Source organism: Chitinophaga sp. Cy-1792 (genome assembly GCF_011752935.1).
In the GTDB taxonomy this organism is placed as follows: Bacteria; Bacteroidota; Bacteroidia; order Chitinophagales; family Chitinophagaceae; genus Chitinophaga.
This window is the reverse complement of record NZ_VWWO01000001.1, coordinates 326,961-344,616: the sequence shown is the minus strand read 5'-3', so window position 1 is coordinate 344,616 and position 17,656 is coordinate 326,961. Positions and strand designations below refer to the sequence as shown.

Sequence of the window (17,656 nt, the reverse complement as noted above, 5' to 3'; positions counted from 1 at the left end):
ATACTTAGCGTAATCTTTACTTTTCCTGTTAAAATAAATTAGCATTGAAATCCTTTACAGTAAAGGGTTAGGGACTATTTGTCCCTATTTTTTCATTTCCGGGGTTTATTTTCAAAAAAGCCCGGCAAAAAGTTTGTTTTTAACAAAAATTTAATTAAGATTGTGTAAGATATACACATCCTAAGAAAATCATCGGTTGATGATTGTGCCAATAGAAAATATTTGAGCAACGATGTAGTGACCAAAATGTAGAAGTTTCCTTGTTATTCAGTAGAGTTTATCTCGCTTAATTCATCTTACAAAACTTAATATTAAAATTTTTCTATAGTTGATTTTATAATTCCACGTTATGAAACGAAAAGGCTGCTTTGCACTTTTGCCAGGTGTCTTTTAATTTTTGATTTCTTTAGTATATCCCCTGTCTGAGCAGACAGGGGATTTTTTTTCGTCCATACTTAGTGTAAAGAGCAATTGAGGCCGAAGGCCTCAATTGCTCAAATCAAGCATATCACATAATAAAATTCTATATTTTGTTTTTTTAAAAAATTCCGGCCCTCTACTTAATCAATCTCACTAAAACCAACACAGGATTAAGCGTCTTTCTACCTACCTGTTAAATTTTAAAAATCTATCCAAAAACATGACCGGTGAAGGTATGGTTCTCCAGTACAGTCATGCATTGTGCGAGAAAACCGGTAAATTGCAGATTGCACCAGCGTGTGCTACATAAATCAGGTTAATTATATGTCGTATACACCAAAAAACAAGGTTCGCATAGTAACGGCCGCCGCGCTATTTGATGGTCATGATGCTGCAATCAACATCATGCGTCGTATAATGCAGGCAAAGGGAGCGGAAGTTATTCATCTCGGCCATAACAGGTCTGCTGCAGAAATTGTGGACTGTGCCATCCAGGAAGATGCACAGGGGATTGCTGTCACCTCTTACCAGGGGGGACACGTGGAGTTCTTTAAGTACATGTATGACTTATTGAAAGAGAAAGGATGTGGCCATATCAAGATCTTTGGCGGTGGAGGAGGAACGATCCTGCCTTCCGAACTGGATGAACTGCATGCCTATGGTATCGCGCGACTTTATTCTCCTGATGATGGCCGCCAGATGGGCCTGGAAGGGATGATCGAAGACCTGATCAATAAGTGTGATGTACCGGTAACACCGCTGCCGGAAGGCAAAGGCGGTGAAGATACCGCCCAGCTCAGAAAAGATAAAAATGCTAAACTTATAGCAAGAGCCATCAGTTTAGCAGAAAACGATATGCCGGTGGCATTGCTCAACGGAAGAAAAGCCCGTACAGCCGTTACCGTTGATAATGAGGGTACTTCCCTTACTACGCAGGCATCTGCCGAAGGCTTACCTGTACTGGGTATCACTGGTACCGGTGGTGCAGGTAAAAGTAGTGTTACCGATGAACTGGTTCGTCGTTTCCTCAATGCCTACACCGATAAAACTATCGCAGTAATTTCTGTGGACCCTTCCAAAAAGAAAACAGGAGGTGCTCTCCTCGGCGATCGTATCCGCATGAACAGCATACACCATCCACGTGCCTACATGCGCTCACTCGCTACCAGAGAAAGTGATAAAGCGATCAGTGAGCATATCCAGGAAGCCATTGATATCTGTAAAACTGCCGCGTTTGACTTTATCATACTGGAAACATCCGGTATCGGCCAAAGCGACACCGCTATCACCGACTACTGCGATGTATCCCTGTATGTGATGACGCCGGAATACGGTGCGGCCTCTCAGCTGGAAAAGATTAACATGCTGGATTATGCAGATGTAATCGCCATCAACAAATTTGATAAAGCCGGCGCACTCGATGCATTGCACGATGTTCGCAAGCAATATAAACGTAACCACAACCTCTGGACAGCCAAAGACGAAGAGCTGCCGGTAGTTGGCAGTATTGCGTCGCAGTTCAATGATGCAGGCATCAACCTGCTGTTTGAGCGCGTAATGGAGAAAGTACAGGAGAAAACAGGTGTTGCCTTTGGTGAAATCAGCCATGAGAGCCTGAAATCTACTACTACCAAATCTCAGATCATTCCGCCGGCACGTGTGCGTTACCTGGCAGAAATTGCCGAAAGCATTGATGATTACAGCAAATGGGTAGATGAACAGTGTAAGCTGGCATCCCAGCTGTATCAGCTGCAGGGCGTCATGAAACTGCAACTGGAACCACAGCAGCTCAATACCCTGAACGATATCAAAGCACACCTGGAAAAGGAAATCAATCCAGAATGCCTTAAACTCATTGAAGGATGGCCTGCTATTGTAAAACAGTATACGGCAGACTTCTACGAATTTAAAGTGCGTGATAAAGTCATCAAGTTGCCTTTGTTCACTGAGAGTCTGAGCCATAGCCGGATTCCTAAGGTTAGTCTGCCTAAATACAGCGACTGGGGCGATATCCTTCGCTGGCAGCTGACAGAAAACTTACCGGGTGAATTCCCTTATGCAGCAGGTGTATTCCCGCTGAAGCGCGAAGGAGAAGATCCTACCCGTATGTTTGCAGGAGAAGGTGGTCCGGAAAGAACGAATAAACGTTTCCACTATGTATCGCTGGACCAGCCGGCAAAACGACTGTCTACCGCGTTCGACAGCGTTACCCTGTATGGGGAAGATCCTGCGGTGCGTCCGGATATCTACGGGAAAATCGGTAACTCCGGTGTGAGCATTGCTACTGTTGATGATGCCAAAAAGCTGTACAGTGGTTTTGATCTCTGTGATCCGAAAACCTCTGTATCCATGACGATCAACGGTCCGGCGCCTATACTGCTGGCCTTCTTCATGAATGCGGCTATCGATCAGCAGTGTGAAAAATATATCAAAGAAAATGGTCTTACTGAAAAGGTACAGGCCATCATAAAAGATAAATTCAAGGACCATCCTCTGCCACATTACAGCGGCGACCTGCCGGCAGGTAATGATGGCCTGGGACTTGCCTTGCTGGGTATTTCCGGTGAAGAAGTGCTGGACAAGGACGTATATGCGAAGATCAAAGCACATGCATTGAGTACGGTGAGAGGCACTGTGCAGGCAGATATCCTGAAAGAAGACCAGGCACAGAATACCTGTATCTTCTCTACAGAATTTGCATTGAAATTGATGGGAGATGTGCAGGAATACTTCATCGATCAGAAGGTGAGAAACTTCTATTCCGTAAGTATTTCCGGTTACCATATTGCGGAAGCGGGCGCTAATCCTATTACACAGCTGGCCTTTACGCTGGCCAACGGTTTCACCTATGTTGAATACTACCTGAGCAGGGGTATGAACATCGATGATTTTGCACCGAACCTGTCGTTCTTCTTCAGCAATGGTATGGACCCTGAATATGCCGTGATTGGCCGTGTTGCCCGCCGTATCTGGGCCAAGGCTATCAAGTACAAATACAAGGGTAACGACCGTTCTCAGAAACTGAAGTATCATATACAGACCAGCGGCCGCAGTTTGCATGCACAGGAGATCGATTTTAACGATATCCGTACCACACTGCAGGCACTGTATGCGATCTATGACAACTGTAACTCCCTGCATACGAACGCTTATGATGAGGCTATTACCACGCCTACAGAAGAAAGCGTGCGCAGGGCAATGGCTATTCAGTTGATTATCAACAGAGAGCTGGGTACTGCTAAAAATGAGAACCCGATTCAGGGTTCCTTCTTTATCGAGGAACTGACAGACCTCGTAGAAGAGGCCGTACTGGCTGAATTCCATCGCATTACAGAGCGCGGTGGCGTATTGGGTGCGATGGAAAGAATGTACCAGCGTAATAAAATCCAGGAAGAAAGCCTGTATTATGAATCACTGAAGCATACCGGCGAATATCCGATCGTTGGTGTGAACACCTTCCTGAATAAGAATGGTTCTCCTACTGTGATTCCTGCGGAGGTAATCCGTTCTACCACAGAGGAAAAGCAATTCCAGATACATACCCTGGAAACCTTCCAGCACCGCCATGCGGCAAAGAGAGCGGCAGCATTACAGCACCTGAAACAGGTAGCAGTAAACAACGGTAACCTGTTTGATGAACTGATGGAAACCGTGAAGCATTGCTCGCTTGGGGAGATCACCCATGCCTTGTATGAGGTAGGAGGGCAGTACAGACGTAATATGTAATTTGAAAGAGGCGCACTTTATGGTGCGCCTTTTTTATTTCACGTATACCAGCGTTTTGTCGTTTCCCTCTTTTGGGAAATGCCTGCGGCATTGCCCAAAAGAGGGTTGGTGGCCCATCTCCGACGGGCCACCAACCCTAAATCCCGAAATAGATAGCCATTTATGTAAATCGATTTAGCAAATCCCGAAAACTTTTTTATTTTACATCTTCATAAACATTAAAACAGTATGGTTGCAAGGAGAGATTTTCTAAAAAACAGTGCCCTGCTGGCAGGAGCTGCAAGTTTAGGATTACCGAAAACAGTGTTTGGATGGGATGGTTATACCGGGCAGCGTCCACCAGTGGCGCAGCGTAAGTTTACCAGCGAAGCGGTAGAAAAAACAATAGTAACAGTAAAGAAACAGATTGCCGACAACAAGCTTGCCTGGATGTTTGAGAACTGTTTTCCAAACACCCTGGACACAACTGTTAACTACAAAGTAATTGACGGAAAACCAGATACATTCGTTATCACCGGGGATATCAACGCTATGTGGCTGCGCGATTCTTCTGCACAGGTATGGCCATACCTGGCGCTGGTGAAAGACGATAAAAAATTACAGCAGCTGATCCAGGGCGTTATTCATCGCCAGGCTAAATGCATCCTGATAGATCCTTATGCCAATGCCTTCAATGACGGTCCTACCGGCAGCGAGTGGGAAAAAGATCTGACAGATATGAAACCTGAACTGCATGAGCGTAAATGGGAAATCGATTCACTTTGCTATCCGGTACGTCTGGCATATCATTACTGGAAAAACTCCGGTGACGATACTGTATTTGACGAGCAATATAAAAAATCAGCGCACCTGATCGTGAGAACGTTTAAGGAGCAGCAACGTAAAGAAGGCAAAGGGCCGTATAAATTCCAGCGTGTTACTGCCTGGCAGTCGGACACCGTTCCTAATGCAGGCTGGGGCTCACCTATGCTGCCTGTTGGACTGATCGTATCCATATTCAGGCCTTCTGATGATGCCACCGTATTTCCATTCCTGATCCCTTCCAATATGTTTGCCGTGGTATCACTGCGTCAGCTGGCTGAGATCAGTGAAGTTGTTTATAAAGATGAGACTTTCGCGAAGGAATGCCGCAGTATGGCTGATGAGGTAGACCGCGCCATTAAAGCCTATGCGATCGTTGAGCATCCGAAATTAGGTAACATGTATGGTTTTGAGGTAGATGGCTACGGAAATCGTTTATTCATTGACGATACCAACGTACCTAGTCTGCTCTCTATTCCATACCTGGGCTACACCACTGCTGAAGACCCGCTGTACCAGGCTTCCCGCCACTTTGTATGGAGTACGTTCCATCCATGGTATTATCAGGGTAAGTTCGGAGACGGTATTGGTAGTCCGCATACCGGAGAAAACTATATCTGGCCAATGAGTATCATCATGAAAGCATTGACCAGTCATGATAAGGAAGAAATTGCAGCCTGTATCAAAACACTGCGTAATACAGATGGTAATACAGGATTTATTCATGAATCTTACCAGAAGGATGATCCTACAAAGTATACCCGTAAATGGTTTGCATGGGCTAATACCCTGTTCGGGGAGCTGATCCTGAAAGTAAGCAATGAATATCCTGAGTTGCTGAAGCGACAGTATTCTATCTGATATTCAGAACGATAGTATTGGGAGTAAAGACCCGGAGATTTAAATATCTTTGGTCTTTGCTCCTTTTTTTATGTGCATAACCCGATACATATGACTTTGGAAGAGACATACCAACAGCGCATCAACACATTGACTGCGACCATCGCAGCAGAAAAGTCACGCCTCAGCAGCCTGGGCTGGCTGCGGTTATTTTCATTCCTGCTGGCAGGCTTGGGTTTTATTCAGTTTTTCAGGACAGAACAGGAATTCTGGTGGCTGCCACTGGGTATCCTTGGATTGATATTATTCGGATGGCTGCTGAAAGCCTATTTGCGCCTACAGGATAAGTTGCAGCTGACAAAGGCCTTGCTATCGCTGAATGAGAAGGAACTGGCCCTGGTGGTGTCCAATATTTCAGGTTTTGATGATGGGGGAAGATATGCAGATGAAAAACATGATTTTACCAGTGATCTGGATGTATTCGGACATGCGTCTGTATATCAGCATATCAATCGTACCGGCAGCATTTCCGGTAGTGATCTGCTGGCAGAGCGTTTACGTAATCCTTTAAAGACCGCAGCAGATATTGTTGCAGTACAGGAATCGCTGAAAGTATTGGCGCCTGAGCTGGAATTCAGGCAGTTATTAGCGGCAACAGCTTCATTATCAGGAGAAGAACAAAGTGATAAAAGGGAGATTAATTTATGGCTGCAGATGCCATTGCAATTTTTGGGTAATAAGTTCTGGGAGATAGTAAGATGGGTAACACCGGTATTGTTTATCGGTGCGATTATCGTATATGCGTTGACGGGAGATTATGCCTGGTCGGTGATTATGTTGTTTGTAAACTATGGGTTGTTACTGAGTGCACAGAAGCATGTGCAGGCGCAGCATAATCTGATGGCGCATAAGGCGCGTATCCTGGGTAAGTTTGATAGTATTCTCCAGGTAATCAGGGGCGCATCTTTTGGCAATGCACAGCTACTGAAAGAGCAACAGGGAATTGCCAATGAGGCCGGTTCAGCCCTGCGGAAGCTGGGTAAGATTGCCGGTGCGTTGGATCAGCGTATGAACCTCCTGGTAGGTTTCGTACTGAACCCTTTGGTGATGTATGATATTCACTGCATCGTCGGACTCGAAAAATGGAAGCGGCAGCATAAAGATGACCTGAATAAATGGTTGGATGTTGTGGCGAAACTGGAGGTATGGAACAGCCTGGCTACTTTCTCTTTCAACCACCAGGAATACTGCTGGCCTGTACCGGGTGATGGCAAGCTGGTATTGGATGCCAAAGCATTGGGGCATCCGTTGATCCCGGCGGCGGAATGTATCGCCAACGATGGCAGCGTGGGTACTAAAGCGGACTTCCTGATTATTACCGGTTCAAATATGTCCGGTAAGTCTACCTTTCTTCGTAGCGTGGGCAGTAACCTGTTGCTGGCCATGGTGGGGGCGCCGGTATGTGCGAAGGCGTTCAGTTTTGTACCGATGGGGATCATGACTTCCATGCGTATCAAGGATTCTATTGCCAGTCATACCAGCTATTTCCAGGCAGAGTTACTGCGGTTGCAGCATATTATATTGGCGTTAAAGACCGGTAAGCGGGTATTTGTGTTGTTGGATGAGATATTGAAGGGAACGAATTCTGAAGATAAATTATCGGGCTCCCGTAGCCTGATAGAGCATTTTATACAGTATGAGTGCCTGGGAATGATTGCCACGCATGACCTGGAGCTGGGACATATGGAAGATACCTATCCAACAAGGATACGGAACTATTGCTTTGAAAGCACGATCCAGGGCGATGACCTGTATTTCGACTATCGTATCCGGGAAGGAATTGCCAGGAACAAGAATGCCACTTTCCTGATGAAACAAATGCAGATCATCTAGCTATATAAAAAATCTCGCTAAAAATATATTTAATAACTAAATATTTTAGTAGTTTTACTAAAATATTTAGTGTATGACATTGCCATTCCAGGAGGGGGAACCTGAAAGCCAATACTACAAAGGACGCGGTGCACAGATCAATCCAAAGAACAGATACCTGACAGATGAATATGTGAAGGAGCATGTGGAGGGGATTGATGAATGGTGGCAGGCAGATGTTCCAACACAGATTTTCGAGGAGCATGCGAAGACGCTGGTCAATAAGGTAGATAGTCCGGACGTAGGGATGTGGTATTCCATGAATCCTTACCAGGGCTGTGAGCATGGCTGTATTTACTGCTATGCGCGTAACTCCCATCAGTATTGGGGGTTAAGTGCCGGGATGGACTTTGAACGCAAGATCATTGTAAAGCATAATGCCCCTGAGTTATTCAGGAAGTTCCTGGATAATAAGAACTGGGTTCCTAAGCCTATTTCCTTGTCGGGGAATACAGACTGCTACCAGCCTGTAGAGCGTAAGATGTGGCTGACCAGGCAATTGCTGGAGATAGCCCTGGAGTATAAACAACCCGTAGGTATCATCACTAAAAATTCGCTGGTATTGCGCGACAGGTATATCCTGCAGAAACTCGCTGCGGAAAACCTGGTTTGTGTATATGTTTCCATCACCACACTGGATGAGGGTTTGCGCCAGAAAATGGAGCCCAGAACTACTACTGCAGCGCAAAGGCTTAAAATAGTAAAAGAATTATCCGATGTAGGAATTCCGGTTGGAGTAATGACAGCCCCCATTATTCCCGGCCTCAATGACCATGAGATTCCCAAATTAATAGAAAGCGCTGCCATGAATGGAGCGAAATTTGCAGGGTACACTGTCGTCAGGTTAAATGATGCCGTGAAAATTATTTTCAATGACTGGCTATATAAAAATTTTCCTGACCGGGCGGATAAAGTGTGGCATCTCATTGAAAGTCTGCACGCTGGAAATGTAAGCGACAGTGAATTCGGCCGGAGAATGAAAGGAGAGGGAAATATTGCAGATCTGATAAGACAACAATTTCGTATACATATAAAGAAGCATGGGTTAAACCAGGAACGTTTCGAATTCAATACCGATGCGTTTCAACGCCCTTCTTCCCAGTTAAGTTTATTTTGATGGTGCAGGAGACAACGTAGGATATCATGAATTAATTGTTATCTCTACAAAAAAAGTAGGATGATTTTTATTATTGATAAAAAATAAAAATTACCTTTGTTTCAATTAAACATAACTGTGCAACTTTTCACAACATATAAGATTCAAGCCGCGTCCTGCAAGAAGCAGGTCAGGACCGGATTGCGGGCATGTTGCACCGATTGTTAACGATAGTAAAGTTATCAAACGATATAAACAAAGGTCCCGCTGAATAAGCGGGACCTTTTTGCTTTTGAAGCAGACAGCGATGACGACATTGAATAGTAAAATTATTCAGAAGATAACTAAACAGTTTTTTTACACCACGGCGAAACAACCATGGTGTAAACAGGATGGTTTTGCCTTGAAAAAACCATACGGACCGCGTACATAATTTTGTAACCTACCCTTACATTATTAGGCCTGGCCCGTAATTGCGGTCAGGCCTTATTGTTTCCCCCTGACCCTCTTAACACCGGGAAATCTCTATTATAAATACGTTATGTGCTTAACCCGTGAAAGCCAGGTATAGTACATAACCCCAAAAACGAAGCACCCATGAGGAATGTAATCCAAGTAGTAAGAGAGGCTTTACTCACCAATTTCAGGGAGTTAGACCAATGGTTTGAAAAAGACCAGGCATTGCTGGACTTCAAACCAGATACAGAACAGTGGAGTATCAGGGAAGTGTTGGAACATATCACACTGACCAATTATTTCCTGTTGCTCATCATCAACAAATCAACCCGTCGTGCCCTGGATCGTAAAAGAACAGGTCATACCGTGATTGTACCGGCAGATTATGAAGATAAGTTTGAACAAATCGATGTGATCGGTAGTAAATCATTCGGATGGGTCAGGCCGGAACATATGGAACCTGAAGGCATGAAAAGCCTTGCCGAAATCAAAGCCACACTGAAGCAACAGTATGCACAATGCATGTACAATGTATCCCTGCTCAAAAACGGAGAAGGTATGCTGGTATTCACCAACATGTCTGTCAACCACCTGGGCAAACTGGATATCTATCAATATATCTATTTCCTTACCAAACATATCGAACGACATATCCGCCAAATGCAAAGAGTGGAAAAACAGTTCGAAGACAGCGCGGTATTAATATAATTTGAGGTCGACCAATATGGTCATCTATTCTTGTTAATTCCCTGGTATGCTGATTACTTAAAGCCGTCTCTACATTGTAGAGACGGCTTTTTAATAAAAATAATTTTATTATGTGTATATTTAATAGTAATCAGTATACTTATGAGTCGATCCCTGCACTACCTATTCCTTTGTATAAGCTTTCTGCTATACACAAAACCTATCTTTGCCGCTGACGATACCGATAAAAATGTAACTATCGCCAATAAGGAAGAACAATACGAATTTGTTTTATCCGGTGAAAAAGACAACCCCGTAAACATTCGCCAGGACCTGAAAGTAGCTTACCTCTGCAATCAATACCGCACCACCATTCCTTTCGCCGAATTCTATGACGATAAAAGCCGGATAGATGAGGTTAAAGTGTATATAGATAACGCCAGACGTAAAGATATCCAACCCATCTACGCCAATTACTCCATAGATGATATCTTCTATTCTGATGCTAAAATCTGTGGTGTAAAACTCGACTTGATAAAAAAAGGTAGCGAGTCAAGGGTTGAATTGCAGAAAACTTTCCTTGACCCACGATACCTTACCAGCATCTATTTCACGGAGTCATTCCCGGTGGCTGCCAAAACAGTGACTATCATTGTGCCTAAATGGATGAAAGTGGAGCTTAAGGAAATGAATTTCAATGGCTTCAATATAAAAAAGGAAGTGACCTATAACAGCCGCAAAGATGCGGATGTATACACCTTTACCGCTACAAACCTGCCGGCAACTTCCAGGGATGAAAAATCTCCCGGCCCGACCTACGTATACCCACACCTGTTAGTACTCAGTCAGTCTGCAAATACTAAAGATGGTGATCAGCAATATTTTAATAAAACTGCTGACCTCTATAACTGGTACCATTCCCTGGTAAAACAAATAGGTGATAAAGATGATGTTATCAAAACGAAAGCTTTGGAAATCACCAAAGGAATCACTGCTGATACCGCCAAAATCGCTGCTGTATACAACTGGGTACAGGACAATATCCGCTATATCGCATTTGAAGACGGTATTGCCGGCTTCAAACCGGAAGCAGCACAATCTGTGCTGCAACATAAATATGGCGACTGTAAAGGCATGGCTAACCTGACCCGTGGCCTGCTGAAAGCCCTCGGCTATGATGCACGCCTGTGCTGGATAGGTACCGACCGTATCGCCTACGATTACTCCATCCCCAGCATGGCGGTAGATAACCACATGATCTGCGCACTCAACTTCAAAGGCAAAAGGATGTTCCTCGACGCCACAGAAACTTACATTGGCGTAAATCAATATGCCCAGCGTATCCAGAACAGGCAGGTAATGATTGAAGATGGAAATTCGTTTATCCTGGACCGTGTGCCGCTATGCTCTTACCTCCAGAATACAGAAACAGAAAAAAGAACCCTGCATGTAGAAGGCAATGCCCTGGTAGGTAAAGTACAACACGAATGGGACGGAGAAAGCAAAGAATTTTTACTCAGCCAGGTAAATGGTATCCGCAAAGAGAAAGTAAGCAATGCTTTGCAGAGATACCTGAATGAAACTAACGATAAATATGTGATTTCCAGCCTTCAGCAGTCTGATATGAACAACTGGAACCAACGCCTGAATATCAACTATGACCTTAAATTTCAGGATGCTGTCAGCGGTTTCGGTGATGATATGTTTATCGAAATGGACTTCCGTAAAGAGTTCTCTGGCTTTAATATCGATACAGCCAAAAGAACATCTGATTATCTGTTTTCCTATAAACATCACCTGATACATGAAACCAGCCTGGATATCCCTGCTGGCTATAAAGCAGAATTGCCGCAGGAGCTGAAGATAGACAGGGACGGTTACGCATTCCATCTGTCCTACAAACTGGCCGGTGCAAAAGTGGTTTACCGTAAAGAATTGATTATCAAAAATAACTGGTTGCCTAAAGCGGCATTTGCACAATGGAACAGCGACATTCAATCATTAGATAAAGCCTATCTGGAACAAGTAACCCTTAGTAAAAAATAATATATCCCTAATTACACATGAGAGTACTGCAACTTGCTGTTATCTGTACTATCCTTACTGTACAAGGATTTGCACAAAGCAAAAGAAATTATGATAAGTACAATGAGCGCGCCACTGTAGTCAGAAATGAAATCTGGAACTGGAACATTCCCGCCTTTCAGCACCCTGACCTGAAGGATGTTGATACAAAGGAATCAGCTGTACTGCTGGCAAAACATATCGATCTCAAATTATGGCGGGTAAAGGATATCGACATGACATCCTTTGGTGCCTACGGTGGGAGAGATATTTATTATTCCAGGACGGTCCGGGAAATGATAAAGATCAATGACAAGGTTGCCCTGGATGAATATTCCCAATTTAGCTTTAAGAAACTGCAGGCCGTTGGTTTCAGACGTCATAGAACCGCTAATGCAGCTACTTTCATTGGCGTACGCATCATTAAGCCAGATGGTGCTGTGAAAGAAGTTAAAGTAGCAGATGAGCTGGTGAACGAGGAAGATGATGACAAACTGCAAAAAAGTAAGCTCGCTATTCCTGATCTGCAGGTAGGTGATGTTATCGATTATTATGTGAAGGTAGAACAGATTCATACACCAGAAACGCCTATCGATGAACAGTTTTTTGTGCTGGGAGAAGATAAGCCGATGAAACAGTTTTCCGTTCACGGAGATATCAGCGATAAATATTCCGTTAGATATCGCCTGATGAATGGTGCGCCAGACCTGAAGATCAGCAGAAAGGAAGATGGAAGCTCCTTCGATTTACTGGTGAAGAACCTCCCGAGCAGACCAACAGATTTGTGGATGGCGCCTATCCGTCAGATTCCGCTGATTAGAATGAAAGTAAGTTTCGGGTTGGGTAGTGCGATAGATGTACATGCTGCACCAGGCACCTTTAAAAAGGATCCTTCATACATGGATGTACGGGATGCGGCAGATGCCTATACAAACGAGGTGCTAAAATACATCGCTGTTGCGGGTGTAGGTAATTATAAGCGTACTGTAAATGATATGCTGAAAACGTATAGCCGTGCTGTTAAGAAAGATATTCCGGATGATAGTATTCCTTACTATGCGTACTATGCGTTCCGCTATATGGCCTTCTATCGTGTTCAGCCAAATGATAAAATCAACGTTGGACTTGAGAGAAACTACCGTACTTCCAATAATCGTATGTTCCTGATGTTGCTGAATGATGTGTTGAAATACCAGGGTATTTACAGTGATATTCTCCTGGTAACTTCCAGGTATGGTGCGCCACAAAAGGAAACTTTCAATGCAGATGATTTTGAGTATGTATTACGTACCAAGACACCAAAGCCAGTATATTTATCAGCTGAAGGTGTGTTTACACAATGCGCTGAAATGCTTGCTGAGTATGAAGGACAAAAAGCCCCTGTTTCTACGGTAGCTGCCGGGAAACCTAAAAGAGGAGAATCCGGATATGAAAAGGCTGTTGAAATTCCTTCCACCAGCGCCGAAGAAAATACGCACATCGAAAAGCTGAACATTTCGATCGACAATGCTATGTCGCAGCTGCTGGTAGACCGCAATACTATCCTGAAAGGCGGACTGAGACTAGATGGACAGAAAGAATTACTGTTGTTCGAAGACTACTATGACGAAGAGAGAAGAGCACTGGGCGTAGAGCAGTCGTTCATGGAAGAATTTGCCGATAGTAAAAGAAACCGGGCACTGGCGGATGAGTATACCAACGCTTTTGCGCAGGCGCGTAAAGACCAGAAGGATGCTTTCAAAGGTGAAATCAAAGGAGAGTTTGATGTAGAGCCGAAAGATATTTCCTATTACAAAGTCAGGAAGATGGGCTTGCGCCATACTGATCCTGATTTGGTATATGATACCAAATTCAGCATGGAGGGCTTTCTGAAGAAAGCGGGTAATAATTATATCTTTGATATTGGCAGAATTATAGGTAAGCAATTACAGGTAAAAGCAGAACAGCGTACCCGTACTGTTGATATTTACGAGCCTTTCGCAAGGAGTTTTGAACATCAGATAACGCTTACTATTCCTGCTGGTTATAAACTGGAAGGAGCAGACAAGCTGACAAGAAAAGTTGACAACGCAACAGGTTCATTTATAGTAGATAGTAAGATAGATGGTGATAAGCTGCATGTCAATATCATAAAGGTTTACAAGCATTCTTTCGAGAAGGCGGAAAGCTGGAATGATCTGTTACAGGTGATTGATGCTGCGAATGATTTTCTTACACAGAAAGTGTTGCTGAAGAAAGCATAAAATCGATATAGCAACCCTGTTTACATCGAGTTAGAAAAAAAACAAAAAAAAGTTTGTCAAAAATTTGCAATATCAAATCTTTAGTATTTATCTTTGCAACGTCAAATTAATAATAACAATATCAAACTTATAAAAATGAAACGCATTTACAACCACATGAACGTCGCAAATCCTGGCTCAGCGCTGGGTGATAGCGGGTTCCGGGCGTTTTACTTTTACAAGTAGATTAATATATTTGTAACGATAAACAGAAGCCCGGATCGCTGATCCGGGCTTTTTTTATTGCTAGTTTTCGATGACGGAACCGCATGTAATTAATCAAAAATCATTAAGCCTGCTGTTGAACACTGCCGCTGAAACGCGCCGTGGTAAATGGTTCGGAGATAGCTTTGCCTTAAACAAAGCTAAACGGAGAAGGTATGTCGTAACGTAGTGTATACGTTAACGTTAGTAGCCCGGTCCGTTTCTGAAACAGGCCGGGTTTTTTTATTTAAAAAGATTTATTGAGGAGGTAAATACACTGTAACGGCAGGATAATCTTGTCCTGCCATATGGTAACTTCCTTTAAAAGATATATTTTTTCGTCTCTGTTTGAGTTTAACCCTAACCCCCGTGGCTGTTATGTTTCGGCCACTAATGATAAGAATGATTTGCCGGAGCAACGGCTCCGGTAAGTCTTTATCTAACAATAACAACTATACGAAAATGGGACAGTTTAAAAATAATCCTGTAAATAATAATATAGACTTAGTCAACGATACTTTCATCAATGCGCAGGCTGCCTATATCAGACAGTTTGGTATACTGCCAAATATCAGCACCATCTACGATGTAGATATTGAGAAAATGGCCGTAAAGATAGAAGCAGAGCTGAAAGATGAAATAACACAGGTATTCCGGGACCTGGAATACAATAGCAAAAAGAAGAAGTACGATTATGATGAGGTAATTTATATGCTGACAAATAATCGTATGATTTTCATGGCAAGCTCCTATATGGAACTTTTCTATGCGGACGATACTGCCTTTATACAGCGATTCACGGAAGTAGCTGCCAAAACCAGGCGCAGAGCCAAAAGACAGCCACACGAGATCAATCTCGTTACTGCTAAGAAAGGTAGCTTTGGCCTGACAAGCATGGAAATCAAACGTACCAAACTCGATCTTGATTTATGTTATGAAGATGATTTTAAAGAGATAGATAACCTGATCCAGGAACGCCTGAAGAAAGATAAAGACAAAGGAATTGTTTTGTTGCATGGACTTCCGGGAACTGGAAAAACGACTTATCTCCGTTACCTGATTGGTAAACTGAAGAAGCGGGTACTTTTTATTTCATCAGAAATGGCAACGAATATTATCGAGCCGGGTTTTATGGAATTACTTATTCAGAATCCCAACTCAATACTGGTGATAGAAGACGCAGAGAATGTAATCCTGGACAGGAAAATTTCCGGCAATGCGGCGGTGGCCAATTTGCTAAACCTTTCTGATGGCTTGCTGAGCGACTGTCTGAATATCCAGCTGGTATGTTCTTTTAACAGCGAATTATCGGCTATTGATAGCGCGCTGTTGCGTAAAGGAAGGCTGATTGCACGCTATGAGTTCGGTAAACTTTCTGTTGAAAAATCACAGCGGCTTTCTGATAGTTTAGGCCATAAACGTGTAATTACTCAACCAATGAGTATTGCGGAAATTACTAATCCTAACGAAATCACCCACCAACCAAAGAAAACTGTTATTGGTTTCAGGAGGGTAATGGAGGAAGATTTAGTAAATTAATAGTATCAAATTCAATTAATGGGAAAATTTAAGATAAATGGAAAATGGTTACTGGCACTGGGATACCCGCAAGGGCCGGTCGTTAGTGTAGCCATGACCGTTATAAATATGCATTTTAAGCACAGCAGCGAAGAGGAAGTAAAGCAAATACTGACTGCTGTGCTTGCGGACCCGGTCGGTTATCTGGAACATGAAACATTGTCTAAGATAGCGGTAAAGCTGGTGCCCGAAGCAATACCTGAACGTGTGGAACACAAGCTCCTGGAAAAGCCGGTGCCTTACGAAGTGTATGGTGAATCTTTCATTGAAGAAGGAGCGCGGTCGCAGATGAACAGTGCCGTATACCTGCCAGTAGCCGTTGCCGGCGCACTAATGCCGGATGCACATCAGGGTTATGGCTTGCCTATAGGCGGCGTACTCGCCACCGAAAATGCCGTCATCCCCTATGGTGTTGGGGTGGACATAGGCTGTAGGATGTGCCTGAGTATTATTGACCTGCCGGAAGTATCGCTGGATGGTCAGTTCGATAAGTATAAAAAAGAGTTAGAAAAAAATACGGTGTTTGGTGCCGGTGGCGCATTGAAAATAGCCAAGGATGATGCGGTGCTGGAACGTTCCGAATTCAATGAAATTCCTTTGCTGAAGCGCCTGAAAGACAAAGCAGTGGATCAACTTGGAACTTCGGGTTCCGGCAACCACTTTGTAGAATGGGGAATTGTTGAACTCACAGATAACAACAACGGCCTGAATATGCCTGCCGGCCGCTATGTGGCCTTGCTGTCGCACTCAGGCTCCAGGGGCCTGGGCGCCCAGGTTGCAGGAGAGTACACTAAGCTGGCGAGGGAATTGTGCCCGTTGCCATCGCAGGTGCAGCACCTGGCCTACCTGGACCTTAACACGGAAGCAGGGCAGGAGTACTGGCTGGCGATGAACCTGGCTGGCGATTACGCATCGGCATGTCATCATTTGATACACAAAAGACTGATCAAAGCGATCGGTGGTAATATATTGGCACGGGTGGAAAACCACCACAATTTTGCCTGGAAGGAAGTCTATAACGGGAGAGAGGTAATTGTGCATCGTAAAGGCGCTACGCCTGCCGGTGAGGGAGTATTAGGCATTATTCCGGGTTCTATGACCGCTCCTGGATATATAGTACGCGGACTTGGCAATGCGGCGTCATTGAATTCCGCCAGTCATGGCGCCGGTCGCCGGATGTCCAGGAGCAAGGCGCTGAAAAGCATTACCGGTCATGATTTACGCACCGTGCTTCGCGACCACAACGTTACCTTGATTGGCGGCGGCCTCGATGAGGCGCCAATGGCCTATAAGGATATCAATACCGTTATGGCTGCACAGAGCGATCTGGTGGATATCGTCGGAAGATTTATGCCGCGTATCGTACGTATGGCAGATCCGGGGCCCTCAGAAGATTAATCCGCGTTGTTTTAGTTATGCAAATATGGAAGTGCACCTGCCTTTTGGCGGTGCACTTTTTTTGTGCTTAAAATATTAGTCTACTTATTTTGTAGGATAATAAATTTTTATTACTATTGTTGAGATTTACCACCACCAGTATTAATCAATATAACTGTATGCCGTGCTGCGC

At 44.0% G+C, this 17,656-nt stretch carries 9 protein-coding genes; all 9 read left to right on the top strand.

Going from position 1 to position 17,656, the window contains the following annotated elements:
• Nucleotides 1-744: 744 nt before the first annotated feature.
• Entirely contained in the window at nt 745-4,146 is a 3,402-nt protein-coding gene (locus F3J22_RS01365; RefSeq protein WP_167013539.1) for a methylmalonyl-CoA mutase family protein, read from the top strand.
• Between the two features lie 228 nt (nt 4,147-4,374).
• Nucleotides 4,375-5,808 (top strand): glycoside hydrolase family 125 protein, encoded by a 1,434-nt coding sequence (locus F3J22_RS01360; RefSeq protein WP_167013537.1) that lies wholly within the window; start codon nt 4,375-4,377, stop codon nt 5,806-5,808.
• 90 nt (nt 5,809-5,898) lie between these two features.
• Nucleotides 5,899-7,680: a hypothetical protein gene (locus F3J22_RS01355; protein ID WP_167013535.1), complete on the top strand. Its 1,782-nt coding sequence runs from the start codon at nt 5,899-5,901 to the stop codon at nt 7,678-7,680.
• A 73-nt stretch (nt 7,681-7,753) separates the two neighbouring features.
• Complete coding sequence (locus tag F3J22_RS01350; RefSeq protein WP_167013533.1) at nt 7,754-8,836, top strand: PA0069 family radical SAM protein; 1,083 nt, start codon at nt 7,754-7,756, stop codon at nt 8,834-8,836.
• 576 nt (nt 8,837-9,412) lie between these two features.
• Nucleotides 9,413-9,979 (top strand): DinB family protein, encoded by a 567-nt coding sequence (locus F3J22_RS01345; RefSeq protein WP_167013531.1) that lies wholly within the window; start codon nt 9,413-9,415, stop codon nt 9,977-9,979.
• 141 nt (nt 9,980-10,120) lie between these two features.
• The gene (locus F3J22_RS01340; RefSeq protein ID WP_167013529.1) at nt 10,121-12,004 is read left to right on the top strand and encodes a transglutaminase family protein; all 1,884 of its coding nucleotides are present in this window, start codon (nt 10,121-10,123) and stop codon (nt 12,002-12,004) included.
• 17 nt (nt 12,005-12,021) lie between these two features.
• Nucleotides 12,022-14,265 carry a DUF3857 domain-containing protein gene (locus F3J22_RS01335; protein ID WP_167013527.1) on the top strand — a complete coding sequence of 748 codons (2,244 nt, stop codon included), beginning with the start codon at nt 12,022-12,024 and terminating at the stop codon, nt 14,263-14,265.
• A 705-nt stretch (nt 14,266-14,970) separates the two neighbouring features.
• The gene (locus F3J22_RS01330; protein ID WP_167013525.1) at nt 14,971-16,047 is read left to right on the top strand and encodes an AAA family ATPase; all 1,077 of its coding nucleotides are present in this window, start codon (nt 14,971-14,973) and stop codon (nt 16,045-16,047) included.
• An 18-nt stretch (nt 16,048-16,065) separates the two neighbouring features.
• Nucleotides 16,066-17,484 (top strand): RtcB family protein, encoded by a 1,419-nt coding sequence (locus F3J22_RS01325; protein ID WP_167013523.1) that lies wholly within the window; start codon nt 16,066-16,068, stop codon nt 17,482-17,484.
• Nucleotides 17,485-17,656 lie beyond the last annotated feature (172 nt).

Bases quoted from the DNA above. Each gene is read 5' to 3' on its own strand.
- F3J22_RS01360 (WP_167013537.1), top strand. From the start codon at position 4,375: ATGGTTGCAAGGAGAGATTTTCTAAAAAACAGTGCCCTGCTGGCAGGA.
- F3J22_RS01330 (WP_167013525.1), top strand. From the start codon at position 14,971: ATGGGACAGTTTAAAAATAATCCTGTAAATAATAATATAGACTTAGTC.
- F3J22_RS01340 (WP_167013529.1), top strand. From the start codon at position 10,121: ATGAGTCGATCCCTGCACTACCTATTCCTTTGTATAAGCTTTCTGCTA.
- F3J22_RS01350 (WP_167013533.1), top strand. From the start codon at position 7,754: ATGACATTGCCATTCCAGGAGGGGGAACCTGAAAGCCAATACTACAAA.
- F3J22_RS01325 (WP_167013523.1), top strand. From the start codon at position 16,066: ATGGGAAAATTTAAGATAAATGGAAAATGGTTACTGGCACTGGGATAC.
- F3J22_RS01365 (WP_167013539.1), top strand. From the start codon at position 745: ATGTCGTATACACCAAAAAACAAGGTTCGCATAGTAACGGCCGCCGCG.
- F3J22_RS01345 (WP_167013531.1), top strand. From the start codon at position 9,413: ATGAGGAATGTAATCCAAGTAGTAAGAGAGGCTTTACTCACCAATTTC.
- F3J22_RS01355 (WP_167013535.1), top strand. From the start codon at position 5,899: ATGACTTTGGAAGAGACATACCAACAGCGCATCAACACATTGACTGCG.
- F3J22_RS01335 (WP_167013527.1), top strand. From the start codon at position 12,022: ATGAGAGTACTGCAACTTGCTGTTATCTGTACTATCCTTACTGTACAA.